Origin of the sequence: Mangrovimonas aestuarii (genome assembly GCF_028767185.1) — a bacterium.
GTDB classification, from domain to species: Bacteria; Bacteroidota; Bacteroidia; order Flavobacteriales; family Flavobacteriaceae; genus Mangrovimonas_B; species Mangrovimonas_B aestuarii.
Window position 1 is genome coordinate 199959 of record NZ_JARACK010000006.1, and the last position, 25410, is coordinate 225368.

Annotated in this window: 23 protein-coding genes; 1 reads left to right on the forward strand and 22 read right to left on the reverse strand. The window is 36.3% G+C overall.

Features of this window, described 5'->3' with window-relative positions; translation table 11 throughout:
- Positions 1-5: 5 nt before the first annotated feature.
- The 4 genes from PWU04_RS09545 to PWU04_RS09560 all read right to left on the reverse strand — a co-directional run bounded on the left by PWU04_RS09545 (position 6) and on the right by PWU04_RS09560 (position 5069).
- Entirely contained in the window at positions 6-1154 is a 1149-nt protein-coding gene (locus PWU04_RS09545) for a glycosyltransferase (RefSeq protein ID WP_274475868.1), read from the reverse strand.
- Positions 1155-1280: 126 nt separating this feature from the next.
- Positions 1281-2381 (reverse strand): glycosyltransferase family 4 protein, encoded by a 1101-nt coding sequence (locus PWU04_RS09550; RefSeq protein ID WP_274475869.1) that lies wholly within the window; start codon positions 2379-2381, stop codon positions 1281-1283.
- A 1-nt stretch (position 2382) separates the two neighbouring features.
- Positions 2383-3735: a glycosyltransferase family 2 protein gene (locus tag PWU04_RS09555; RefSeq protein WP_274475870.1), complete on the reverse strand. Its 1353-nt coding sequence runs from the start codon at positions 3733-3735 to the stop codon at positions 2383-2385.
- 584 nt (positions 3736-4319) lie between these two features.
- On the reverse strand, positions 4320-5069 hold the full coding sequence (locus tag PWU04_RS09560; RefSeq protein ID WP_274475871.1) for a hypothetical protein: 750 nt from the start codon (positions 5067-5069) through the stop codon (positions 4320-4322).
- A 1100-nt stretch (positions 5070-6169) separates the two neighbouring features.
- On the opposite strand from PWU04_RS09560, the gene PWU04_RS09565 reads away from it, so the two are divergent.
- Positions 6170-6364, forward strand: coding sequence for a hypothetical protein (locus tag PWU04_RS09565; RefSeq protein WP_274475872.1), 195 nt, complete (start codon positions 6170-6172; stop codon positions 6362-6364).
- Positions 6365-6382: 18 nt separating this feature from the next.
- Here the strand turns inward: PWU04_RS09565 and PWU04_RS09570 are convergent, their stop codons facing one another.
- The 18 genes from PWU04_RS09570 to PWU04_RS09655 all read right to left on the reverse strand — a co-directional run bounded on the left by PWU04_RS09570 (position 6383) and on the right by PWU04_RS09655 (position 25396).
- The gene (locus PWU04_RS09570; protein WP_274475873.1) at positions 6383-7276 is read right to left on the reverse strand and encodes a sulfotransferase; all 894 of its coding nucleotides are present in this window, start codon (positions 7274-7276) and stop codon (positions 6383-6385) included.
- Complete coding sequence (locus PWU04_RS09575; protein WP_274475874.1) at positions 7269-8414, reverse strand: glycosyltransferase family 4 protein; 1146 nt, start codon at positions 8412-8414, stop codon at positions 7269-7271. Before PWU04_RS09575 ends, PWU04_RS09570 begins: the two co-directional genes overlap by 8 nt.
- A gap of 29 nt (positions 8415-8443) precedes the next feature.
- Positions 8444-9361 carry a hypothetical protein gene (locus tag PWU04_RS09580; protein WP_274475875.1) on the reverse strand — a complete coding sequence of 306 codons (918 nt, stop codon included), beginning with the start codon at positions 9359-9361 and terminating at the stop codon, positions 8444-8446.
- Positions 9362-9667: 306 nt separating this feature from the next.
- Entirely contained in the window at positions 9668-11104 is a 1437-nt protein-coding gene (locus PWU04_RS09585) for an MBOAT family O-acyltransferase (protein ID WP_274475876.1), read from the reverse strand.
- 8 nt (positions 11105-11112) lie between these two features.
- Positions 11113-12207, reverse strand: a complete 1095-nt coding sequence (locus tag PWU04_RS09590; RefSeq protein ID WP_274475877.1) for a glycosyltransferase — start codon at positions 12205-12207, stop codon at positions 11113-11115.
- Entirely contained in the window at positions 12191-13594 is a 1404-nt protein-coding gene (locus PWU04_RS09595) for an asparagine synthase-related protein (RefSeq protein ID WP_274475878.1), read from the reverse strand. Before PWU04_RS09595 ends, PWU04_RS09590 begins: the two co-directional genes overlap by 17 nt.
- Before the next feature lie 212 nt (positions 13595-13806).
- The gene (locus PWU04_RS09600; RefSeq protein WP_274475879.1) at positions 13807-15033 is read right to left on the reverse strand and encodes a glycosyltransferase family 4 protein; all 1227 of its coding nucleotides are present in this window, start codon (positions 15031-15033) and stop codon (positions 13807-13809) included.
- Between the two features lie 3 nt (positions 15034-15036).
- Positions 15037-15783, reverse strand: a complete 747-nt coding sequence (locus PWU04_RS09605; protein ID WP_274475880.1) for a class I SAM-dependent methyltransferase — start codon at positions 15781-15783, stop codon at positions 15037-15039.
- Positions 15776-16699: a glycosyltransferase family 2 protein gene (locus tag PWU04_RS09610; RefSeq protein ID WP_274475881.1), complete on the reverse strand. Its 924-nt coding sequence runs from the start codon at positions 16697-16699 to the stop codon at positions 15776-15778. Before PWU04_RS09610 ends, PWU04_RS09605 begins: the two co-directional genes overlap by 8 nt.
- Positions 16686-17564 (reverse strand): glycosyltransferase family 2 protein, encoded by an 879-nt coding sequence (locus PWU04_RS09615; RefSeq protein ID WP_274475882.1) that lies wholly within the window; start codon positions 17562-17564, stop codon positions 16686-16688. Before PWU04_RS09615 ends, PWU04_RS09610 begins: the two co-directional genes overlap by 14 nt.
- Entirely contained in the window at positions 17557-18372 is an 816-nt protein-coding gene (locus tag PWU04_RS09620; RefSeq protein WP_274475883.1) for a glycosyltransferase family 2 protein, read from the reverse strand. The genes PWU04_RS09615 and PWU04_RS09620 overlap by 8 nt, the downstream gene beginning before the upstream one ends.
- Positions 18365-19342, reverse strand: coding sequence for a glycosyltransferase family 2 protein (locus tag PWU04_RS09625; protein WP_274475884.1), 978 nt, complete (start codon positions 19340-19342; stop codon positions 18365-18367). The genes PWU04_RS09620 and PWU04_RS09625 overlap by 8 nt, the downstream gene beginning before the upstream one ends.
- Before the next feature lie 105 nt (positions 19343-19447).
- Complete coding sequence (locus PWU04_RS09630; RefSeq protein WP_274475885.1) at positions 19448-20647, reverse strand: glycosyltransferase; 1200 nt, start codon at positions 20645-20647, stop codon at positions 19448-19450.
- Positions 20644-21696, reverse strand: coding sequence for a glycosyltransferase family 2 protein (locus PWU04_RS09635; RefSeq protein WP_274475886.1), 1053 nt, complete (start codon positions 21694-21696; stop codon positions 20644-20646). Before PWU04_RS09635 ends, PWU04_RS09630 begins: the two co-directional genes overlap by 4 nt.
- The gene (locus PWU04_RS09640; RefSeq protein ID WP_274475887.1) at positions 21693-22598 is read right to left on the reverse strand and encodes a beta-1,6-N-acetylglucosaminyltransferase; all 906 of its coding nucleotides are present in this window, start codon (positions 22596-22598) and stop codon (positions 21693-21695) included. The genes PWU04_RS09635 and PWU04_RS09640 overlap by 4 nt, the downstream gene beginning before the upstream one ends.
- A complete protein-coding gene (locus PWU04_RS09645; RefSeq protein WP_274475888.1) occupies positions 22595-23467 on the reverse strand; it encodes a glycosyltransferase family 2 protein in 873 nt (290 codons plus the stop codon). Before PWU04_RS09645 ends, PWU04_RS09640 begins: the two co-directional genes overlap by 4 nt.
- The gene (locus tag PWU04_RS09650; protein ID WP_274475889.1) at positions 23457-24329 is read right to left on the reverse strand and encodes a sulfotransferase family protein; all 873 of its coding nucleotides are present in this window, start codon (positions 24327-24329) and stop codon (positions 23457-23459) included. Before PWU04_RS09650 ends, PWU04_RS09645 begins: the two co-directional genes overlap by 11 nt.
- Positions 24326-25396 (reverse strand): DegT/DnrJ/EryC1/StrS family aminotransferase, encoded by a 1071-nt coding sequence (locus PWU04_RS09655; protein ID WP_274475890.1) that lies wholly within the window; start codon positions 25394-25396, stop codon positions 24326-24328. Before PWU04_RS09655 ends, PWU04_RS09650 begins: the two co-directional genes overlap by 4 nt.
- Positions 25397-25410 lie beyond the last annotated feature (14 nt).

The window sequence follows — 25410 nt, forward strand, 5'->3', positions numbered from 1 at the left end:
AAGCCCTAATCAACTTGTAAACTTGTATTTACTTGCATTAACCGATGTATTCTGTTGTTATAATGGTTAAAAGTAAACTTTTGTACCAATTTTGAATTATCTCCAGTCATTTCATCTAGCACATTAAAATCGCCGGAAAGTACATTTTCTAAAACCTCCTTAAGTTCCTTTTCTGTAATATTCTCCAACAAGAAACCATTTTGTCCATGACTAATATACTGACCTATTGATGATATTTTAGAAACTATAGGTAGTAATCCAAAATTCATTGCTTCAGCAATTACCTTGGGAAATCCTTCTGAGGCAGTCGTGGGCATCAAGAACAAATGAGATTTCTTATAAATATCGAACACTTTGTTTCGTTCTAAAAGACCATGAAATACTACTTCTACTCCAATTCCTTCTGCCATCTGTTTAAAGTGATTTAGGTCCTTGCCATCACCGACAAAATGCACCTTTCCCAATTTAGATTTTGCCTCATTAGGTAAAGCTTCCAAGGCTTTGATAATTCTACCCACACCTTTTTCAGTTTCCAAGCGCCCCACATAACAACAATTCAATCTTCCCGACCAATCTTTCAAAGTTAGTATTGCCTCCCCTTCCATTATATCCTCATCAGTCAAACAAGGATTCTCAAAAGTCAGGCAGTGCTCTGGCTGATTGGCCCAATCCCCATTGATAGTGACCGGCCTCCCTTGTTGTTTAAGCATCCATCTTTGTAATCGATATCCCAAAGGCGGTTGATTCTGATTCCAATTCCCCGCATACTTATACCATCCTTGTTTCTTAACACACAAACTTAAAAAAGGAATCAGGTATACTCCAATACCTGTAGGAGTTCTTAACTGAAAACAATCAGACTTCTTTAAGATTCCCCTAACAATTCCAATAACCTTGGGCGCCATTACCATTGAGTGAAACTTACTTGCTAAACTTTGCCCGCCCATCGGAGGCAACGACACAAATGTAACCCGCTCTGATTGGTACGGCAATGCCGATAAAGGTGCTTTTCCTTCATGTAACATAGCCACATGAAAAATATGATCAAAGACCTCCAAAAGATGGTTAATCTCTGTCACGGTTGGTCCCCATCCTACAATGGTACCGTCGTCAAGTTTATAATGTTCTGTATGTGATATTATGGTTAGTTTCAAGCTTCTTGGTTCTGATGATAAATTAACGGATTATCTTTGGTAAAACCAACCCTCTTCAGCCCTATGCGCGCCCTCCCTAAAAAGAGGAAGAACATTATCTATTTCAATTAAAAATGACCAAATTCTTCAGATTAATTCCAAATACCTTTTAACCACCAACTCCCAATCATGTTGCTTTGCCCACTTTCGGGCATTCTGCTGATACATAATGTAATCTTTCATGATTTCTGATAACGCCTGTCCCATCTCACTCGGACTGTCTTTATCAACTAACATCCCGGTTTCACCGCCTTTAATAGCATCCTCAATACCTGATCCTTTTGCCCCAATCGCAGGCTTCCCCAAAACATTAGCTTCTAAAATGGCTATCCCAAAGCCTTCTACATCCCCGGTATCGGTTTCCTGACTCAACATAATAAATACATCACTTGCTGCCAGTTTCTGCTTTAAATCTGAAAACGGCAACACCCCATGAAAGGTTATATGATTTTCAACCTTCAACTCTTTAGCTATAAATTCAAACTCTTTCTGATTACTTGGAATCCCCACACAATGGTAGTGGATATCTGGATACTGCTTTATCAAGTCAGGCAACTGCCTAATTACATTGGCCTGCCCCTTACGTTCGGATACATGTCCTACGGTTATTAAAGCTGGACTTCCTTGCAACTCTTGTTTTTCTTCACCATTTAACTGCCAAAGATTATAATCAATGCCGTTAGGAATAACTCGAACATCCTTCAATTGTAAATGGTCTACCAGTTCTTTTGTGTAAATAGACACTGCCACCACCATAGTAAAGCGCTTAAGAGCCGCATCTATAGATCTCTTTAATAATAGATTTTTAAAATTAACCTCCGTACCATGTATTACAGCTATATACTTTCGCTTGTACAACAAACTTAAACCTGCCGCCAACCATAACGGAAATTTCCCTGTCGCCATTACCGTAGTGACACTTTTAATTTCTGCAACACTTTTCGAAATACGATTAAGGTACATTATACCTCTAGGTTTTGACAATGGTATTCTAACCACCTTAAACGGTAAATCTTTATCAAAATGCTTTTCTTCTTCAAGATGTTCGGAGCGTTGATCGGCAATAACTGTTACTTTACAGCTTTTGGAAAGACCCTTTGCTAGATGAAACGCATGATTCCCTATGCCCCCTGGTAAAGGTGGAAACTCAGAACTAATTAAAAGTATGTTCCCTGTTTGATTCTCCATCTTAGGTCAATCGTTCAATTCTATGTCCCTCTTTTAATTTTATATCAGCTAAATACCACGACTTCCCTAACTGAAACAGCACTATAGGAAACATTAGTACAGACAAAACCGCACCAAAAGTCAACATAAACTTATTCTTTTTAAATCGATAAGGCACAACTGACATGGGAAGATTACGCAACAACGCTAATCTAGCCTGCTTATTTCCAAAGTAATTCCTGAACAAATAAAGGACGGAGGGAATTGGTCTGGGTGACCAGATAGACTTTGGTCTAAACGCATCCCAACTTCCCATTTGTCGCAATCCACCACTATCAACTTTTAAATGTAAACGTTTTGCTTTGGGGTTGGACACATTTAAAAAGCCTGCTTGATGGGCACGCAGTCCAAACTCACCATCTCCCATACGTTGTTTTTCAAATTGTCTATCGAATAAACCAACTACCTCAAATACTTCTTTTTTTATCATGACATTCCCAGTATCTAGTTGATCGCTCACCTTAAAATAACTGTAATGCTTAGGAGTAGGTGCCCCCACTTTAGAAATGGACACTCCTGAAGAGATGTCGGCATTAAAATAATCCAATGCCCTTAAGTGTTCACTAATCCAATTAGGCTCAACACGACTATCGTCGTCATACAACAAGATATAAACCCCTTTAGCTTGCTTAACGGCGGTATTGCGTGCCAACCACAAGGCTTTTTCCTCTTGGTATGTTACATGTAGATCCAAATCAAACCCCTTATAAAAATCCTTTTTAAAAGGTTCCGATTGATCAATCACCAAGACCTCTATATTTTTGAAATCCTGTTGCTGCAAATCGATTAAAACATCCCTAAGATATTCATAACGGTTTAGCGTAGGTATAACCACACTTACTTTAGGATTTGTTTCCAACAAATGAGATTTCTCTGTCACCAAACCAGAGTACTCCAATGCCCCTATACTATAATCCATTTGCTTTACCTGACGAGTTACATACCAAGCACTAAACTCCCTAAAGGGATTTTTCCCAGATACAATCCTTAAAACAAAAACATAGAACACCCAAGCCCTATGGAATTGTTTTCTAATAAATCGGTAATTATCCTTTAGACAAACATCTTTAAAATCGTTGTAACAAGGAGCATCTCCTATATATCCGATCTGAATGGCTTGCCAAGACAAGTCGTAATCTTTTGCTTCTTCATTTTCATAAGCTTCATCTACCTGAAGTCTCTGTTTAATATGATCTGGTAAAACCTTAGGTATAGGATAAATGAAAGCTCCATTCTCTTTTGGTAAAAGAAAGTAATGGGTGGGTTGGAGATATTTGAGGAAATCAAAAAGGGCTATCATTAAAGCAAAATACATTGGTTTAAACCTGGACTAAAAATAGAGGTTTTCTTGGAGAGAAGTCTCTTTATTCAAGATTAATTTAATCATAGAAAACATATATTAAAATCAGTTTATTTTTTTCTCTAATCAAGGATAGTAAACTAAAAGCTTCGACTTGCTGTGCGAGGTATTTTCAAAATTAAACAAATATCAATAATAAACCTCTCTTACTGTCTTTCCCTAACCCTAAAGGGCAATAGTAAGAGCTAAAAAACGACTCTAAATACCCCAATCACTTTATAGAAATCTGTTTAAAACGAACAAGGAATATTAAGGTATTGTACTCCTGCATTCGCTTGGCAAAGATTGCCACACTTCACTTCGTTCCGTTCGCAATGACCGTTCAATCATTATTTGTTTGATTGTCATTCTAGGTCAATACTTTCACTTTAATCGTTTCTACATAATGATTGCCAAACTAGAATGAATTCTTCTATCTCGCTTCTTCTCGATACATCCAGCCCATGCTGGATAATCGAAGTGACGCTTGGGTATAACTGGATTTTGAATGCAAAAAAGGCGACTAAAAAGCCGCCTTATAAAAACCTACACCCGAAGGGTTACATCACATCGATGAGCTCTAAAGCGTTATAAGACCCGTTATTCAATGGGTATTGAAGGCCGTTGATCTCTTGGAAGAATGCAACTTTTAGAAAGTAACACTGAACAGCTGTTCCAACCGGAACTGCTGCAGGTGTTAATGTCACAGTTGAACTTGCACCATCGATTGGCATATTAGATACCGGACTTACTTCCAGATTTTTATCTCCAGTACTGAAATCGATATTCAAAAAACCTGAACTAAAGCTCACATGTGTTGCTCCTTCCGGCACATGTAGATTTTGAATTGGCATAAAATCGGTAATAACGATTTCTCCCGTTGCGGTATCTAAACTAAATCCTGTTAACAGCACACTGCTCAAAATTGCATCTGCATTAAAGTTAAATCCTTTTAATGCTTCCTGGCCTTGAGGTGTAGCTAACCCAACAGCTACTTTACGCTGCCCACGAGGCGATGTTGTATCTGCGTTTTTTACCTTAGCCAAGGTTTTTACCAACCGAGACGTTACCAAGTAATCTTTAGCATCAATCATCATGCTACGGATAGCTCCTCTTAACAATTTTCCTGATGAAGCAATTTGAGCAAATTCCTGTCCGTTTTCCCTTGTTCTAGCAAAAGCCGGATCGGATTCTATTCTCTTTTTGCTAACACCGCCTTTTGTTTTCACTAAATACCCCTGTTTGCCCTTATAAAAGGTAAGATCGTCCAGGGTACCTTCGATCTTGATTATGCTTCTTAATTTTGCCATAATCTTATTATTTTATGATAGTAATGGAACCCCTTTGGATTTTATCCTTCTTCCAAATTTCTTTGAATTAAGAGATCTCCATTGCTATCGGTTTTACAATTCATTATTTGTCAGTTCATTAGGCGTTGAAAGAGGCGCGCATAAGCATCGGCCGCTGCTTATAAAATTCAGTTCCAACAAACCTGTGAATTAACTGACATGATGAAAGTACCCTATAATTTTTCATTTCCCCAATTGACATGACCGTTTGTTCCGTTTTTGCCTATTTATGCCGTTTTTGTCCATTTGTGCCGTTTGTTCCGATTTAAACCAATTATTCCGGTTATTCCAAAATTAGAATTCCATACACTATCCATTAAGTATCCATTAATTAGAGGTACTGGAAATATTACTTTGAGAATAAAAATTTTTGATGAAATAATTAAGTGCTTTTTCTCACTCTACTAATTGATGTTTGCATTAAGGTGAAATTTTTCTCTAATAGTCTCAACTCCCCTTCGTCAAGCTCAGGACAGGCTTCTCGACTTGACAATACATGGTGAAAGATTTTTGATTAAGTTAGACTAGATTATTCAACTTGACAGAAAAAAGTTTAATACAAGATTATTTGGAGAATAAATTGACCGGCAGGCGAACTGACTGTTTTTTTTTAGAGAGTTAGAAAAAATTTAACCTATCAACCCCTTCCGCCTTACGGCACCTTCCCCTGACTAGGGTAAGGATTTTGTTTGTTACATTTTTCTTGCCTTCTCTCCCTAAATCCCCCTGGGGACCTTATATCATTCGGCTTCGATTTATCTTAAAGAATCAATCTATCACCCTAAGATGTTGTCTAAAAAATTTTCCTAATATCAATTCGAGTGCCCCTGCTACACCAACAGCTAGTCAATAATAATTTTTATTAAAAAAATAGCGATTTCGACTCCGCTCAATTTGACAAGAAGTCATAATAAATTACTTATTAGCAGTATCATTTTTCATACTAATACGTAAGAAAATGGCAGGATTTTTGTGTAGGTTTATACGTTAGCCCTTCTCGGTTACAAATCCTCTTTTTCACTAAATACCCACTACAAACGCCTTAAATCGAACAAGTGCTTATGCAACGGTTATGTATCTATGCGAAAGACATTGAGATTCTCACGGGAAGAGGATCTCGGTATGCTCGTGATGTGATACAGGACATTAAAGTATTACATAAAAAGGAAAAACACCAATTGGTTACCATTAGAGAGGCCAGTGATTATTTAGGATTGCCTTATGAGGATGTAATTAAAGTATTAAACAATTACTGAGACTTAGCAATGATTAACTTATTTTACTGTTTCTAAAGCATCTAGGTCATTTTCTAGATCATTAGAATAATACCCTAACTTTGTCATCTCCTTATTTGCCAACAGTTTAAATAATGCTCGCTTAAAAGGCCCCCATTTAGACCATTTCCCTATAAAGTTAAATTTCGATTTATCGTAATCGGGTTGCCAATTAGGTTTTGCCTCATTATTGGAGTCTACACCAAAAGAACTCCCTACGACAGGTGCATTAATGCAGTTTGAAATAATCTCGTCACTTGTATCCAGTCCATAAAAATGTAATAGCTTTTCAATTCCTGTTTTTGAATCCACAAGGTCTTCATATCTAAACTTCTTAACCTGAGCACACTCTTGTATTTTTGAGAACGCCCTAGCTGTTTTTTTCCAATGCAGCGCATGTCCTAAAAAATACAATCCTAAAGCATAAAAGGCTTTTTTCTTAACACGAAGACTCCAATTATGCCAGTTTCTTTTATCGTTTGAAGCCTTTACAGAAGAAATGACATTATCCCTTCCGTCTCTACATATCATCGCTATTTTAGCATTGGGAAATGCTTTTTGCCATAAGTCTAAATTGTAGACAATAAAAGATTTGATAAAAATTGTCTTGGTCTCATCAACCCTATATTTTTCTTTTAAGAGCTTGAGCCACAACTCCCCATAGGCTTCAAAAAACGCAAGCTCATCCTTTGAAGATATATTTATACCAAAAGCGTAGTTTGATACCTTATCGAAAACACTTTCCTTAATCGCCCTATCTGGGAACAAATTAAATTCCCCCATAGATTTATCTGGAGGGAAAGTAACAATATCTGGATGTTTACCAATAGTCGTTCCTACGAAATTAGTACCGCTTCTTACCCTTTGTCCCAATAGAATGACTACTTTATTCATAAAACTCCAAAAATTCCAAACGTTGTTTTTCAAGATTAAACTTTTCCCTAACTCTTATATAGGCATTTTCTCTGATTTTATTTTTTTGGGATTCGGGCATCTTCAAAATTTCCAAAATTTTATCAGCCAACAATTTAGGGTTTCGCTTTGGGACCACCCATCCCGTTTTCCCTTCTAAAACATTCTCTGAAAGCGCTCCTCCATTGGACACCACACACAGGCATCCGGCAGCTTGAGCTTCTAGTACGGCATTACAAAAGCCTTCTGAATGGCTGTACTGGATATATATATCAGAACAGTTAAGATGCTCTATAGTTCTTTCATGAGATAGTTTCCCGACTAAATCAACATAGTTTGTCAACCCCAATTGATGAACAGCAAACCTTAATGGTTGTATTAATTCTCCTGACCCAATGATTTTATACTGAAAATTGACACCCGATTCTTTAACACGTGCCAATGCCTCCAACGTTTCTTCTAACCCTTTTATCCAATGTAATCGCGCAACAGTTAAGAACTGTAAGATATCTGAAGATACTTTACACATATTATTTCTTCCTTCTTTATCAACAGCAGGTGTAATAATTTGATATGGTTTATTGTTGGGATACCCCAATTGACACGCCTTACTAAACATGTATTGTGAGATAGGATGCAGCTTATCTACTTTATCCCAAAGATCATTATAACAATTAGGGTTTTTTAGGGGGTACACATCCAAATCGAAACCACGACAACTTACTCCCATTTTAGCTCCGATAGCTTGAGCCACATTTTCACTTTGAAGTGCCATGGTAGCAAAGCCAAAATGTACCCAATCCAAATCGGCTTTTAACAGATGGTCATTATTGTATATATTTTTAGAGATTTGAGCAAGTGACCTGTTTATCTTTTTTTCGAGTTTTACAAACCTTATCACCCGTTTAAAATATGGTAGCATCCCTAAAAGGATAACCATTGAATTAAACCCACGTTGAATTATTCCCTTAGGTACAGTTGGTGCTACTATTACAGGACATAATCGATAATTATTGGGATTATTTTGCACAAACAAGTATATATCAATGCCCGACTTTTGCAACCCTTTAATTTTATTATTAAAAAAGGTTTCTGAATATGCCGGTGGCGTGGATAACACCAATCCTACTTTTATTTTACTTTTGGGTTCTATAGTGTCTTTTTGATAAGGGTTGCCAAATATTTTGAAAATTCCATACTGGAGTTGGTCTCCAAATGATGCCCGTCCGAATATAGGTATTGTTCCCTTAAGGGCATCGTATTAATGTATTTAATATTCATTTTCTTAGCCACCTGACTCATTAACCCATCAAAATCTGGAATCAGTTTGTTTTCGATCTCAAGCATATCATCACACACTGGTAATCTAATCAAAATTACCGTTCCATGTGCTTTCAAGTAATTCACGATTTCTATAAGGCTTTTCATTCTTTTGTCTGAGACTCCTTTATACTCCTGTTGAATTAGCTGATATCTCTCCAAGGTGCTTTTTTTGACTTTTTTCTGATCATAAGCGTCTGGTAAAGACACCTTGCACCATCCATCTGACTGAACAATGACATTGATTTTATCTGAAGCGACAAATTTATTGGAAATAATATCTATATACCTTTTACCAAAAGACTCAATAAGGTATTCAAAATTGGGGTTTAGGTCAACATTATTAACTTTTCCTAAAAAGCCTCGACTTTCATAAAATATTTCTATTTCCTGTTCATTTTCTTTTTCGGATACTACCCATGGGTTAACCTCTAAAACAAACAAACCATCTTCAACATTAGGCTGCACTTTCTTTTGAACACTTTTAAAATATGGTTCTCCATAAGGGGTATGCACTCGTGAGAACGCAAAATTATAAAGTTCTTTGCCCTCTATGACTTCATTTATTATTTCCGGTTGTAATCCTTGAGCCGCTCGGGAAGATCCTATAATCAGTGATTTTTGCTTAGGAGTGGTTAATTTTAAATAAAAGGAATCCGTTGAACCATCTGCCATGGAAAATACGGCTGTAATTCCGATAATCAACAGAAGAGAAAAAAGTGTAATATTAAATAAGAATTTGTTCATTTAATATAGGCTTCGACTCCGCTCAGCCTGACATTTATTTTTTTACTTCTTTTTACTTTAACTTCTAATTTAGAACTAGCTATTTAATCGCTTTTGTCTTCACCTTCCCTAAAGGGAGCCAAAAGCTTCATTAGTTTCTCAAATATTATTAATAAAGAGTGTAACAATGATTTAAAAAACTGTTCTCGATACTTTTTCTACCTGAAAAAACCTGCTTTCCATGCACTTTGGCAATGAAACCCTCCTACGTTGATTGACAAGCAGGCGAATTGACGTTTTTTTATAAATCTACACCTATTTATTATATCAGAACTGAAAATAAATAAACTCCTGTTCTTTGCCTCCATAAAGGAAAATCACCATTGCAATTACATAATAAATTGTCCAACGCCACCATCTGGGAAAGCGGAGCCATAATTTTTCTATAGCGAATTGATCATGACGTCCAAACCATTCAACCAATAAAAACAGAGCTATTAAAACAATTAAAAATGTTGGGCGTACTTTGGGTAAATGCATCCAATCTCCTGAAAACATTCGATATAAATAATCAATCGCCTGACCAATATTTTCTGCTCTAAAGAATACCCAGGCAATCGTAGTCAATCCAAAGGTTACCAATATAGCCATTAGTTCGTTACCTGCCGGTAATATATTATTTTGAGCCACTACATTGGTATGCACTCTATTTTGATTTAGCAATAACAGCGGTAAAAAGTATAATGCATTTAGTGCTCCCCAAGCCACAAAGGTCCAATTAGCTCCATGCCAAAAGCCACTTACCAAAAAGATGATAAAAACATTCCTTATCTGCGTCCATTGTGATCCTCTCGAACCTCCAAGGGGGATATAAACATAATCACGAAACCAAGTGGACAGGGAAATATGCCATCGTCTCCAAAATTCTGCTATATCCCTTGAAAAATATGGGAATGCGAAGTTTTGCTTAAGATTGAATCCAAAGAGTCTCGCTGTACCAATAGCAATATCGGAATAACCTGAAAAATCGCAATAAATCTGGAATGCAAAAAACATCGCTCCCAGAAAGAGCGTATTCCCTGAATAATTGTGATAATCGTCGAAAATAATATTGACAAACTGTGCACAGTTATCTGCTATTACTATTTTTTTAAACAATCCCCAGAGAATTTGGCGTAACCCATCGGTTGCCTTGGCGTAGTCAAACTGTCTATTTTTAAAAAACTGAGGCAAGAGATTTGAAGCTCTTTCGATTGGTCCTGCAACCAATTGGGGAAAGAAACTCACAAAAGCGGTAAAAGCTATAAGATCTTTTGTCGGCGTTAGCTTTCCTTTATATACATCAATAGTATAACTTAGCGTTTGGAACGTATAAAAACTGATCCCTACAGGAAGAATAATGTTTAAGGTATTAGGCTGGATATCCCTTCCAAACCAAGAAAAGGCTGTCACAAAATTATCTACAAAGAAGTTATAATATTTAAAGACGGCCAATAGTCCTAAGTTTACCAATATACTTAAATAAAGCCATACTTTTCTAGCTTGTTTACTATCTGTTTTTTTGAGCTGTAAGCCTACTGTATAATCCACTAAAGTACTGAAAGCTATCAAAGCCAAAAAACGATAATCCCACCAACCATAAAACACATAGCTAGCCAATACTATCAAAAGGTTCTGTATTATATTGTGCTTAGCAGCAACAAACCAATACAGCCCAAAAACAATTGGCAAATAAATAGCAAAGTCCAAAGAATTAAACAGCATTGTCTATACTAATTTTTCAGGGATTGATACAGATTTTGGTGTTGCTCTACACACTGTTTTAAAGATAAGTTTTGCTGAACAAAATCTGCCATTTCCTCTGCTTTATTTTTTCTATCGGCTATATCCATTTGATATACCGATTCAATTTTATATTGCAAGTCCCGAACATCTGAAGGCTTAAATACAAACTCTGGAAAAGGTTCTAAAAGATCAGTAATCCCAGAGATTCCGGAGCCCAATACCAAACGGGCCGAAGCCATAGCTTCCATAGGGGCAATAGGCAATCCTTCTTTTCGTCCTTCATCCTTAGTAGGAATCACAAATAAATCGGCCACTGCCAAATATGGTTTAACATCATTTTTCTTCCCTAAAAAAAATGCTATCTCACCATACTTATCCATTAATCCCTTCGCATAGTCTGAGTTATTATCACCTACTATAAGTACCTTTATTTTACTAACTCCAATATTTTTTACAGCCTCAAGCAATAACTCAATTCCTTTAACTGGCACTAAATTTGCCACTGTAACAATAACAAAATCACCTTGATTAAATGAGACATCCCCTGGGATTTCAAACGTTTTTTGCAAAGGCTGAAAACGTTCAGTATCAACTCCTAGAGGCATAGGTATCAACTTATCTTTCATTCCTATAAAAAAGGCTTCCATATCCTTATTAATGGTTATAATTTTGGTGCTCAATAAGGAGCGCCAACGCCAAGCCTTATTACCCCAGCCCATTGCTTTTTTGGTATAGACAAATGGAATACCACTCCATTTGGCAGCCAATGGCTCCGTAAAATCGGAACTCCAATGCCAGGAATGAATGATGTCAAATTTGTACTTTTTAAAAAAACGATGTACTTTATAAATTCTTAAAGGCAGTGTTATCAAGGGGCGATAGTCCTGTTGGAAAGGAAAAATATGAATTGGCACCCCTAACTTTTCCACCTCTTCGAAAAACGCTCCCTTACTATGCATGCAGCAGATATGTGGTTCGAACTTAGTTTTATTTAACCCCTTTACCAAATCGTAAACTACTTTACCACTACCAGCGGTATGGAAGTTAGGTATGGTATATAAAATTTTAATTCGTTGTGACACAATCACTCTGTTTATGGAATTGCGACAAGGTTAACAGCACATTTACGGGATGAGCGCTAGCTGAAGTTGGGTTGGATTCCAAATTATTAAGATAGTGTTTGACCATTTTTGTGGGTACCCAATCATTAAATTCCCCTTTTAATAATCTACCTTTTAAATTTGACTTATTTTCTTCTCCAATAAGCTGCAACTCCCAATTGCGCTGTACGTAACGTTTTCCATGAAGCACATTTAAAGTTCGTCCTAACTTATTTTTTATTCGATAAGGCAAATTGTATGGCAGCTTGTTAAGGTGATAAGAGTTTATGCTAAATGGTCGATGATCCTGCCATGTAATCTCCGCTAAATGAGGTGCCTTTTGCTTAATGTACTCAATTTGAATTTGGCGTTTTGCCAAATATTGCTCTGGTAGCTCGCATATAAATTGACACATACTATCGTGATAATACGGTAAGCATACAGGGTGTTTCGATTGAAAAATGGCTAGGTTTACCGACGTCCAACGTGGTGCCCAATACATACTTTTAAATGCCCGAATTCTAGCATTTGCACTGTGAGGAATATCAATGTTCTTCATGAGGATGGCTACTCTACTATGAAAATAGTCGTAGAAATCCCCTTCTAAACTCCAAGTCTTCCATAGGGTTTCTGCTAATTGCTTTCCTCCTTTTTTAATGATTTTACTCAACACTACATCTACCTGACGTTCAAACGACAAATCATCCTCTACTCCCATATCGTTAAACAACACATCTCCCCAATGCCCCAATGAAAACACATCTCCCATGGTATCAAATTCATTATAAATCGCCATTTGCCTTGGGGTGCAAAAATCTGAATAACAGCTATTTATCTCCGTTAATTTATCAATCTTATTCCATAAGTAACCTTTAGGAATATTGTACTTTTCGAATTCAAAGCCGCATGTTTCAGCTATTTGCTGAGCTATTTGGGTTTCTTTGTATCCATTTTGAAATTCATAACTATAAGAGAGCACCTCGGCTTTAAGTCGATTTAAAGCTGCAGCCTGTGTTCTGCTATCCAAGCCCCCTGATAGCGGTAAAATGACTCGTTTCCCTTGGATTTGCTCTTGAACTATAGTTTCGAATAATTCTGTGAATTCTCCAACAGTCTTGTTAAAGGTTAATTCCCTAGGAGCATGAAACCATTTAAACCAAGGCTCTGTTTTTATCAAATAGCCCTTGTCATCAATAGTATTAATGGATGCAGGAGGCAGTACCACCTCATCTTTCCAATAGGTATCCTGATCCAAAAAAAAACCTGTTGCCGCAAACACACAAATAGCTTTAAGATCCAAATCATGGGATTGATTAAGCTTAGCAAAGGTTTGCTGAATAGGTATAATGGGGGTTTTTATGGTTTTCATTGGCTGTTATGCTAATATAAGAAATGGAATGTTATAATTGGTAATTATATCAATTTCGTTAGCACTCTTCTGTAGACTTCGTTCAACCCTTTCCGACCTTCGGCCACCTTTCCCTGTCTAGGGAAAGGAGTTTAGTTTTAGTTCGTAGTTGGCTATTTTCTCCGACAGATAACTTCACCTTAAAGAGAAGCGCCTTTTTCCCATAATACAGACTACTTCGTCGTTGCCCTCCTCGTAGTGACGAAATAATCATCCTTTGCCATCACCGCATCATACAACTCCAAAAACTGCTTAATGGATTGCTCTGCATTAAAATGCTCCTTTACAAAGTTGTGGGCATTTTTAGTGATGCGATATAACTCTTGTGGAGGTGTATTTATTACTTCCCTAACGGCATTGGCTATAGCCTGAGGGTTACGAGTAGGCACCAACCACCCTGTTTCATTTGGAATCACCACTTCGGACATCCCCCCACAATCGGTAGAAATCACAGGAACACCTAATGCCATTGACTCCAAAACCACATTAGCAATTCCTTCTTTCAAACTTGGCAAAATCAAAACATCAATCTCTTTCATCATTCTAAACAACTCGTCTTGAGTTAAAAAAGGGACAACCTTTATTTCTTCTTTTAAGTTTAATTGATTGATTTGAAATCGCACTTCTTCAGCAAGATGATCTGCCACGATAATATACTCAAAATCAACCCCTTTGTTTTTTAAGACATCGCAGGCTTGTATGGAATATTTAAGCCCCTTAACCCAATGAAAACGTCCTATCGAAATTAATTTAATAGGATCACTTGAAACTCTTTGCTTGGGGTGGAAATTATTAATAGTATTTACATTGAGAGGAGAATGAATCATCCTTATTTTTGATATTTCTGCACCATAGGCTTGAGCTTCTTTGGAAATTGCATTTGATACCGCATGGAACCCTTTTACTTTAGGAAAAGTATTTCTGTAAATATCGGCTATCATGGGCTGTAATATCGGAGTATAATTTATGTGTGCCCCCCTTAAGCTAAGTACTAGTTTTATATTGAAATCATCTTGTAAAAACCCATAAAATTCTATATCCCTAGCCCACTGTAAGTGAAGAATATCTGGCTTGTAAAGTACAATTGGTAAAAACTTGGTAAACCAAACCCATTTATCATAGTATGCCTTATACCGCTTTATTTCGTGCAATAACTTAAAAAAATCCCTTGGTCTTCTAATGATTAACTTAAAACTCCTCAAAATATTAACCCATAGATTTTTTATATGGCTTTTAGACGCTGGATAGAGCTTTATACAATTTCCTCCATATTTTACTTTTTTCTCCACGGTACCAAATAATAACACTTGATAAACGCCCCCCACTTCTTGTATTAAATACTCTATAAAGGTTGTTGAGGGAATAACTCCTGAGAATATGGCAATCTTTAATTTCTTCAAAGGTTATGCTTTTTCAAATATCCCAATAATGGAAGCACTGTAAAATCTAGACGGATACTTCATTAAAAACGGGTTCAATCGCTTGAAAATCTTCCGTGTCGCTTTAAATATAACTTTCTGAAAAATATTTAAAGGCTGATGTACAGCAAATGGAAACCCTCCATAATACTGTAAACTGCATACTTTAAGATTATTTCTTTTCGCAAAGTCATTTAAAACCTTGAGTTTCATACTTTTTAAATTATGCGCTTTTAAATTTTTGTAGTCACAAGCATAACCATAAAGTCTCCGAAGAGACCGTTTATTGGGCAACATAACTAATAATTTCCCATTTGTTTTTAGATATTTCACATGTAAATCCAAAATGGCATTAAAGTCTTCAAAGTGCTCTACAAAACCATTGGACATTACATAATCATACTTTTGATCAGTACTAAAAGTAGTAAAGTCTTCATTTATTATATGATAATCTCTCACCCCCAGCTCCTCGAATACCAGTTCAACTTGAGTGGAGTTTGAATTAAAATCCAGACAGGTAGGCTTTACACCATATTTAACAGAAAGATATGCTAAGTAACGTCCTGGATACCCTCCAATTTCAATAATATCGGAATTCGGTGTTACCCCCTCCATAAATTGATCCCAAAACTTATCATAGTGTGAACACACGTTAAAAACATGTTTCTTTTTCGCATAATTTTGTCCGTAATAAGCTTCCCAATAAGCTTTAGTAGTGAGTTTATTATCCAAAGTGATCTACTTTATATTTTTTAATACGATTACCAAGATATTTCAAAAAATAATCATCACAATATCTTAGGGAATAAGCCAAGCACAATGAAACTATTTTAGTTTTTGATTGATGACCTATCTCAATCTTCCTATGCTGTTTTAATGCTTCTTTATAAAATTGTGTTGAAATAATTTCTGGAAATTCTTCTCGGAAGTCCCTTAACAACAATCTTGATGCTTTGTGTTGTGAGGTTTTATCTCTAGTTACCGAATTATTTGCTATGCTTCTATTCATAGTGACCAAGACTTTAGGAATCCCATATACTTTAGACACTAAGGAGAACCGCAACACATAGTCCCAATCCACATTAAAATTCCCATAAGTATTATTAAATCTTAGACCGTATCTTTGATGCACCGATTTTCGAAACATCATGCAGGTATTGACCACTTTTAGTTGATTAACATAGAGAAACCTAAACAAGTTCTCTGCTTGAGGAAATTGCTTTCCGTGCACTAAAATGCCCGGAAAAAGGATTTTATTATTTTCACTAACAAACTCGGCAATACCAGAGATCAACCCGACTTCTGGTTGTTCTTTTAGCACTTCCACTTGCCACTGCAATCTCTCTGAAACATAAATATCATCCTGCTCAGCCATAGCTATAAACTCAGTTTTTTTATCAGCTAAAGCTACAAGTTTATTTACATTTTCAGCCAGCCCCAAATTTTGAGGATGCTCAATGAGTTTAATTCTAGGATCTCCAAAACTTTCGGCTATAACTTTAGAACCGTCCTTAGTTCCATCAATCCCAATCAGCAACTCAAAATTAGAGTAGGTTTGTGTTAACAAACTCACCAGAGTCGCTTTTAATGTTTTCTCTCCATTAAAAACGGGTAATACGATACTGATTAAGGGACTATCCTCCTGCATAATTTTGCTTCAATTTAACTAATTTACTTAAAATAGGATGATACAATTTTAGCAATTTCCATTTATTTTTACTGTGCAAATACCTGAAAAGGTTTATATAGTAACTTTTATAAATGACATCTGTTTCATTTAATCCTCCACTTTTATTTACATGGGAGGCTTGGTTATTGTGCAGTCTAAATTTTGCCAATGGTTTATTTACAAACCCTATGTTATATTTGGTCATTACCCGATACCAATATTCATGATCCAACCCTTGCTTTAAAGTTTCATTAAAATACCCTATTGTTTTAAAACAATCGGTTTTAAGCAACACATTAGTGGGCTCACCAATTTTGTTCTTAGGGGAGCTTAACAATTGCCTATCCTTTAAATAATCTGTTCCTTTTAGCACTCCTTCTTTTACCCCTACTGACTCCCAATACCGATGAAGTTCGCGATAGTACTCTATAAAACTTGTTATTTTGGGAGTTAATTCACTATAAATAAAACCACGTTTGGAATATACCAATCCCACTCTAGGATTAAAACCTGCTACAGCCATCATTTGTTCAATACAAGAAGGCAACAACACATCATCTTGAAACAGGAACTTTATATAACTTCCATTAGCCTTTTGCACACAGTGGTTCCAATTGGCTCCAATTCCTGATGGTTGGTGTTTATATATGTAAATCGGTATTGTGGTTTTCTCTTTAAAGCCCTCTAAAATAATTAACGTTCTATCTGTTGAAGCATCATCAGATACTACAATTTCCAAATTTGAATAAGATTGGCTTATCGCAGAATCCATCGCTTCGTTAATAAAACGCTCCCCGTTAAAGGTTGGGATGCAAATGGACACCAATGGTTTTTCTTTACTCATAAAGCGATTTGTGAACTTTATTAGTCAATTCCCCTTTAGAATTTGTTATCCAAGAAGCAGATTGGTTTGCTGTTTTAGAATAGAATTCCTGTTCCAGAGATAAGGCATCACTTAAATACCACCCTCCATGTTGTGCTTGTAAAGGGAAATCCGTTCTCCATGCTTTGGTAAAGTGTTTTAATTTATAATCGTACCCTGGTCTATACAGTGCAAATGTTGTATCTATTTCTGCCTTGTATGCTTTGGGGTGCATTTTTGATTTCCAAAACCTTGACTCCCATTTTAAAATCCTCTCCTTATTGGGATTTTCATCTTTCAAATCATCAATTTTAAGGGAAAAACCAACTTTGGTTCTATCGTAAGCGAGGTGCAACAATTCAATAAAAGTTTTTAAGAAATCATCGGGACAATTCTCTACTGGTATAACATCGGGATCGGTTACCACATAATATCCTTGAGAATACATGCGATATATTTTACGATTTTTCCAATAAGTCAAATGTCCTTCATTGTTTTTTAATCTATGAACCGTAACCTTATCTGCAATATCATTTAAATAATCTAACAATGGAGGGAAAGATGAAGCATTATCCAGAATAACAATATTTTTGTACCCTTTTTGGAACAATACCTCTACTAATCTCTTTAAATAGTGCAACCTATTAAAACTTATAATTATAATTGGTATACTCTTATAATCATCAAGCTGTTTCCTTACAACTGGATTAAACAAAAAATTACAACATTCTGATACTCGAACTCGAATCAAGCATTTTAATTTATTCCATCTATATTCAAGACTAAGCATACCGTAAAGGTTTTAATATATTATATCCTTTTCCTAATAAAAGGTAAGAAACATAAATTAAAAATACTCGGTTCTTAAATAACACTTTATCAAAGGGATTTACTTCTATATACTCCACCCCTCTTAACAATTTCCTTAACACAAAAAATGCAGCTTTAAACTGTTTTAGCAACAATAATTCTTTAAACATTATTGTTATTATTTCGAGCAGTTTTACTTTAGTTTGCTCACTTAACTTATCCCCGTAATTTTCTAGCACTTGCATTTTCACCAGAACATTAGACTTAATTTTATTTATGTCAAAAAGAATATTGTTGGATAAATTTTGGTCATGTTTAAACATTTCAACCAAAGACTGGTTTATGATAATGTAATTTGAGTTTACCGCTAAAGCTCTTATATGAAATTCATATTCTTGAGATTGGTGCAGACTTTCATTGAACGTTAAATTATTATTTATCAAAAAATTCCTTCTCCATAAGGGAGCCATTATGGACCAAAAAATTCTATATAAAATATAGTCCTCAAATCTATTTTCTGATGTAATATTTTTAGCTCTTAAGCCTAATGGTTTCCCACTATTTTGATCAATCCACATAGACTGACATATACAATAAGGCACTTGATTATCATGCAAAGTCACCATCTGAACTTCAAGTTTTTCAGGAAGAAAAACATCATCACTATCCAACCAGTTAATGAACTCACCCCGACTTAATTCAAACCCATAATTTCTGCAAGCATTAGCCCCTTTAGGTATGCTTTTAGGTCGCCGGTAGTATTGGAACCTGCTATCCTTATCAACAAAGTTTTGTACAACATTTTTAGTATCATCAGTACTCCCATCGTCAACAATAATGCATTCCCATTTACTATATGTTTGATCAAGAATACTATCAAGTGTTCTTGAGATTAAATGAGCTCTGTTATAAGTTGGGATGATAATGGATACCAAAGATGATGGTTTCATAAATTCAATTTAAGCTACTAAAATAGATATTTCACTCACATTATGACAAAATGCTTACGGTCTCTAACAAAACTTAATTCTTTTGTAGACTGAAAAACCGTTCTTTCACAAACAATATAATTTAAGTAATTCATTGGAAATCTTATCTATAGAATAATCACTACTAATTGTTACAACTCCTTGTTCTGTAACCCCCCCCCATTCTGGTCTTATTTCTAAAACAGATAAAATTCCTTTAGTAAAAGCTTCTGGGTCATTCTTAGTTACCACAACTCCAGAAACAACAGCATCCATAACACTTCCAACATTGGTAGCAACAACCATCATCCCAGAGGCTTGTGCTTCCAACAAAACCGTTGGCATGGCTTCCACATCACTCGATAACAAAAAAATATCATGGCACACCATAGCATCCCTTACCACTTCACTATTTTGACTTCCTTTAAAACAAACACAATCTTCTAAGCCTAGACTTTTTACCAAACTTTCTAAGACTATTCTACACTCGCCTTCTCCAATGATGGTATATTCAAATTCCAATTGAGGGCATTGGGCTTTTACCATAGCTAAGGCCTCAATGGCAATATGCAGAGCTTTTTCCTCCACCAATCGCGCCACACTCAACAATTTAACCTTTCCTTCAATGCCATTTATAGGGCTTTCACGCTTAAAAAAATTGCAATCTAAACCATTAGGTAAGTTGATTATTTTATCTAAAGGGGCTCCAAAATTGAGCAAATGGCTTTTATTATAATTGGATATGGCAATAAGCCCATCGGCATGTGCAAAAACCGGAGCATATAAATGCCCCCCTTTCTCAATGCCCAACCGGATATCATAGCCATGATAAGTCACAAAAAACTTTAGAGGCAACCCCAACTGCTTTAGCAAAATGGCATCCAAAGCATTGGTGCCAAAATGCACATGAATCACAGAAATCCCCTGTTCCAACAAAAAGTGCAGTCTAAAAAAAAGCCGAAGCGACCAGGCCTGCGCCTTAAATTTAGGATGTAAGGCCCTTAGGTAGTACTGCCGCTTGGAGCTAAACCCAATTCGGATTAATATGCCTAAAGCCTTCCACAACCTTAGTATTTTACGCTTTTCAAAATAATGGTCTATATCAACAATACAATCCTGTAATTTATAAGCTTCAAACCCCTCTAAAGCTTGCATCTGCTCCTCAACAATGCCTTTTTGAGGATAGATTGTAACCAATAGACCTCGACCCAACAAAGCAACTATTTGGTCTCGGATAAACGTTTCGGATATTGCAGGGAATTTAGTCACCCAAAATAGTACCCTCATACTCTAAGTGCTTTGGTCAGTGGCTTATAAAATAAAAGACTCTTCACCCCAATAATAAGAGCCGTACGCAAGGGTAACCTAACCCCCCTACCAAAATACATTTGTAAATAATACCCTAAATATTGCGGCCTATAACGATGGGAGGTTAACAAAAAACGCTTGGCACTCTCATGCTCAAGCTTCTTCAAATAATCCTTTAAATCTTTTTGAAGAAATCGCTGCTGTTGTTGATTGGCTAGTAGTAGATGATCCACAAGTCGACCAAACGTTTTGATATTTTGATAGCTCAAAGAGGTTTCCTCAAAAACTTGAATTAGAAGGGCTCTAAACTGCGTTTTCACCTCAGGAATGAGTTCTTCCAATACATCCAAACGCGTCTCCCATTTACTATGCAACTGCTGTTCCCGCCTAGCTTTGGAAACTTGAACCTCATGTACCCGATACTCCAAAAGCACCTCATCCAGATTGGCCAATTTCCCTATCCGACTCAATTTCACCCATAAATCATAATCCTCGGCAGGTTCCTTGGCCTCGTCATAGCAAAGTTGGTACCTTTCCAAAGTCGCCTTGCGCAACATCACTGTAGGGTGCCCAAAACAGGTATGCTCCAAAAGCAAACTTCGAATGCTTTCATGCTCCAAAGGCATATGCACCACCCGTTTACTACCTAAAATGCGATAAGCTGTCCCGCAGGCCACTACCTCAGGATGAGCCTCCATAAACAAATATTGTAACTCCAAACGATGGGGCATCGCAACATCATCACCATCCATTCGGGCAATATACTTGCCCCTAGCTATAGAAAGCCCGTAATTCAAGCTATGGGTATAGCCAGTATTTTTCGGTTTTTCTATCAAACGAATTCTAGGATTCGAAATAGCCTTGATCACTTTGAGGGTATCATCTGTAGAAGCATCGTCGATAATTAGGAATTCAAAATCCGTAAAGCTTTGATCTAAAACACTCTGTATAGCCTTATGAACATATAAAGCACAATTATATACAGGCATAATTACGGAGATATTGGGTCCCTTAAGCGTTTGGTTCATCGTTTATGTACTTCAGTTGGATTATAATCTTTGGCTAACTTCACTAATAACTTTTCCTTTAGGTCTTGCGAAACCGGAAACTCAAATTTTCTGGCAAACAAACAATCACTTTTAATAATAGTATCAAAATCTGTGGTGTCTAAATTTGCTGGATCATTACCATTTCTAGAGTTCCAATCAATATATCGTAAACTATGATTAACTACCTTTTTGGAGTAAACAGAATTCATAACAACCGTTTGAAAGTACATCTCTTCAGAACAAAATGTATGTCTAAAACGTTTCAACAATCTTGGTTTTTCCAAAGTATAATCTACCACATATTGTAAAGCCTCCCTAGATAAAGACCACCAAGTTTCGCCTCCATATAATTGGGGCATTTTTTTGGAAATCGGTCGTTTAAACCCAATTTTCTTTTGATACCTCACAAGCTTAAAAATAGTTCCTCTGCGCTTCTTACCATCCAAAAGATCATAAAAATTATAATATTCCAGCCTATTTAACCCCCCATCAAACCAGTGATGAGTTGGAAGTGTAAAATTACTGATATAACTATTTCCCACATTTTTCACAGCAAAGTCTTTAAACTCTTGCAAAGTCTTTATTGGAAAGTCATGCCCACTTATTAGGTGAAAATATTTTAATTCCCCATTATTTAAAGCCTGCTGTGATAAGTGGAGGATACATTTTAAATGGTTCACACCTCCCCAATTCACTTTGTATTTACGTGAAATTAATGTCACATGCTTGTATGCTCTTAATTTTTCAATTTCGGAAACTGAAAGAACACTTTTTTTATCAATATGTATAAACAACTCAAAATCTTCATCATCAAAAAACAAAATGATATCCTTTAAATGATGAAGGTTTTTATACGCAGTTATTAAGATTGCCTGCTTCATTCTACCAATCCAAATTTTAGTCCAACACTATAAACCTTCCCTAAAAATAGGTTTCGCCTAAATTTCAATATCGCAATTTCCTTACGCAAAGCTTTCATTTTTAATATAGATACTTCTTTTTCATTTTTGTTTAAAAAAGGAAAAATACTACGGTAGAACTGATAATAAATCTTACGTGACTGCAATCTACCTAAACCGGAATACATACCTTGATCGTGCACCCTGTACACCGCCATAACATCCCTTAATCCGTAAAAACTATCGCCGTTTGCTAACAGTTTATAAAGCCCCATATCTCCATAAGGCAAAGAATAAAACCAATCTGGGAACTCAAGATTAGTGGGCCTGCGAAACAACACACTGGCCGTTGCAATAAAATTGTTATACTCTAGTAGTTTGGAATAACTAAAACCCCGTTCCATAAAATCTATTTTTATGGAATGCAATCTAACCTCATCCCCAACCTTCATACCTATATTACTAAAACAAAGGTTAATATGATTATGAGATTCCAAAAAATCAACCTGTTTCTGTAACTTTAAAGGGTCAGTCCAGTAATCATCACCATCCAACAAAGCAATATAACGTCCTGTACAATGTTGTATAATATCTGTAAAGTTATACAATCGTCCTAACTGCTGCCGCTTTATATCATAAACATCTCCTCGTCGGCGCTGCAAAACCCTAACATGTAAATTCGGATTGTTAAACCTAAAAGCCTTTATCTTAACTAAAGTGCCATCACTCGAGAAATCATCGCCCACAACCACCTCAAAAGGAAAATGAGTTCGTTGTTTATTAATACCTTTTAAGGCATCTATAATACAATCTGAATGATTATAGGTCATCAACCGTACACTAAGTAGCATAATTAAAAAGTTTTAACGTGGAGCCTGCAATCGCATTAAAACAAGCTATCTCATCAGTATTTAAAGCAGTCTTGTAGGCACCCATAGCACTAGGATCTATAGGTTGTAATGTTTTTTGTTTCCACGCTAGGGTTTCCAAAGGCTCTGTTACTTTTAACTTATTGGTTTTATAAAAATCGACCATTGAAGCCTCATAAGCCATACCAAAATGAGCGAGTATAATTTCCAAAACAGAGGATGGAGACAATAATAAATCTTCATAACGCACCAAAATATAACGTTTATAACCACTGTAATGATTATAAACAGACATGTTATGTTGCTGCCATTCATGGGCTATAGCATCTATAGCATTGGGCAATTGTGGTAAATATTTTAAATCTTTGCTCAATAGGTGGACACCTCTGTAAGAACAAGCTACATCACGCCCATCCCTTACTAGATGTATAATAAACTTATCTGAATATACTTTATCCAACTGGTCTAAATGGCGTATGTAATAATTATTCTTATCACCTAAATACAAAGGCTTTTTCTTTTGCTTTTCAGCATAGCTTAAATAAACACATTGAGCTAAAGCCTCATAACTATCTGGAGAATGCTTCTGTATAACGGTCTTCAACAAAGTGTCATCAATAGCCCAAGTTTCAAACTTTTTACTGGCTTGAACATCGGCTATAAAAACGTCTAAACGTTTACTATTTAAATCCACAAAAGTCCAATCATTGTATTTAGGGTATAACCAGAGCAAAAACCCACATTCAGGAGCAACACTTAGTCCCGAATGATGATGCAGTAACAAACGTAACAAACTAGTTCCAGAGCGGGCATTTCCTAATATAAAAAATTGACCTTTCATCATAATGCAGCACTTATAATAGAGACAGTTTCACCTATCTGCTTAGAAGTCAAACCCATAGACAAAGGCAAACATAATACACATTGAGATAGACGTGTCGAAATAGAACAATCTCCTGCTGTGGTGTAAGGTAAGTGGTCTAACGAAGGGTAAAAATAGCGTCTTGGATAAATGGCAGCGGTCTCCAAAGCAGCCTTAACCTGTAGTAACAAACGTTCACTTTGAAATATGATAGGAAAATAACTATAATTCCAATGTGTCTCTGGGCGTAGCTTAAGCAATTGCAAAGGAAAACCTTGTAATTGCTCTCTGTAATGCTGTACCACACGAGCCCTAGCTTCTAATATTTCAGACATATAAGGCAATACAGCTAAGCCCATAGCAGCCTGTAGTTCACTCATTTTGGCATTCATCCCCAGTCCCCTAAATACATCAGGGCCATCATGTCCAAAATTATGATGGGAATACAGGGTATCAAAATGCTCAGGTTGACAAACCAAAGCCCCTCCCTCGCCTGTATGAAACAATTTAGTGGCATGAAAGCTACAGGTACTCACATCTCCATAATTAAAGAGACTCTTTCCTTGATATTCCACCCCAAAACAATGGGCGGCATCATAAATAACCTTTAAGCCATGCCTATCTGCAATCATTTGGATGGCTTCCACATCACAGGGGTTTCCAAAAACATGGGTCGCCAAAATAGCAGAAGTCTTTGGCGTGATAGCCGCCTCTATTTTAGTTTCGTCTATAGTGAGATACCCTGGATGTATATCTACAAATACAGGCGCACACCCTTCCCAAACAATACTACTGGTAGTGGCCACATAGCTAAAAGGCGTAGTGATTATTTCCCCTGATAAGCCCAGTGCCTTTATGGCAATTTGCAGCGGTAAAGTGCCATTGGTCATGGCGATGATATTAGGTACTCCCAAATAAGTTTTTAATGAGGCTTCCAGCTCCTTGACCAAAATGCCGCGATTGGTCATCCAACCTGTGGCCCAGGCCCTTTGTAAAATGCTTTGGTATTCCTCTTGAGGAGGCAAAAAGGTTTTGGTGACGTTGATCATAATTACTTTATGGC

Excerpts from the sequence above, each read along its gene's own strand:
- PWU04_RS09640 (WP_274475887.1), bottom strand. The coding sequence starts at position 22,598 with ATGAAGCAGGCAATCTTAATAACTGCGTATAAAAACCTTCATCATTTA.
- PWU04_RS09550 (WP_274475869.1), bottom strand. The coding sequence starts at position 2,381 with ATGGAGAATCAAACAGGGAACATACTTTTAATTAGTTCTGAGTTTCCA.
- PWU04_RS09615 (WP_274475882.1), bottom strand. The coding sequence starts at position 17,564 with ATGAGTAAAGAAAAACCATTGGTGTCCATTTGCATCCCAACCTTTAAC.
- PWU04_RS09565 (WP_274475872.1), top strand. The coding sequence starts at position 6,170 with ATGCAACGGTTATGTATCTATGCGAAAGACATTGAGATTCTCACGGGA.
- PWU04_RS09650 (WP_274475889.1), bottom strand. The coding sequence starts at position 24,329 with ATGATGAAAGGTCAATTTTTTATATTAGGAAATGCCCGCTCTGGAACT.
- PWU04_RS09625 (WP_274475884.1), bottom strand. The coding sequence starts at position 19,342 with ATGAAACCATCATCTTTGGTATCCATTATCATCCCAACTTATAACAGA.
- PWU04_RS09645 (WP_274475888.1), bottom strand. The coding sequence starts at position 23,467 with ATGCTACTTAGTGTACGGTTGATGACCTATAATCATTCAGATTGTATT.
- PWU04_RS09635 (WP_274475886.1), bottom strand. The coding sequence starts at position 21,696 with ATGAACCAAACGCTTAAGGGACCCAATATCTCCGTAATTATGCCTGTA.
- PWU04_RS09620 (WP_274475883.1), bottom strand. The coding sequence starts at position 18,372 with ATGCTTAGTCTTGAATATAGATGGAATAAATTAAAATGCTTGATTCGA.
- PWU04_RS09555 (WP_274475870.1), bottom strand. The coding sequence starts at position 3,735 with ATGTATTTTGCTTTAATGATAGCCCTTTTTGATTTCCTCAAATATCTC.
- PWU04_RS09580 (WP_274475875.1), bottom strand. The coding sequence starts at position 9,361 with ATGAACAAATTCTTATTTAATATTACACTTTTTTCTCTTCTGTTGATT.
- PWU04_RS09585 (WP_274475876.1), bottom strand. The coding sequence starts at position 11,104 with ATGCTGTTTAATTCTTTGGACTTTGCTATTTATTTGCCAATTGTTTTT.
- PWU04_RS09655 (WP_274475890.1), bottom strand. The coding sequence starts at position 25,396 with ATGATCAACGTCACCAAAACCTTTTTGCCTCCTCAAGAGGAATACCAA.
- PWU04_RS09610 (WP_274475881.1), bottom strand. The coding sequence starts at position 16,699 with ATGCAGGAGGATAGTCCCTTAATCAGTATCGTATTACCCGTTTTTAAT.
- PWU04_RS09630 (WP_274475885.1), bottom strand. The coding sequence starts at position 20,647 with ATGAGGGTACTATTTTGGGTGACTAAATTCCCTGCAATATCCGAAACG.
- PWU04_RS09570 (WP_274475873.1), bottom strand. The coding sequence starts at position 7,276 with ATGAATAAAGTAGTCATTCTATTGGGACAAAGGGTAAGAAGCGGTACT.
- PWU04_RS09595 (WP_274475878.1), bottom strand. The coding sequence starts at position 13,594 with ATGAAAACCATAAAAACCCCCATTATACCTATTCAGCAAACCTTTGCT.
- PWU04_RS09560 (WP_274475871.1), bottom strand. The coding sequence starts at position 5,069 with ATGGCAAAATTAAGAAGCATAATCAAGATCGAAGGTACCCTGGACGAT.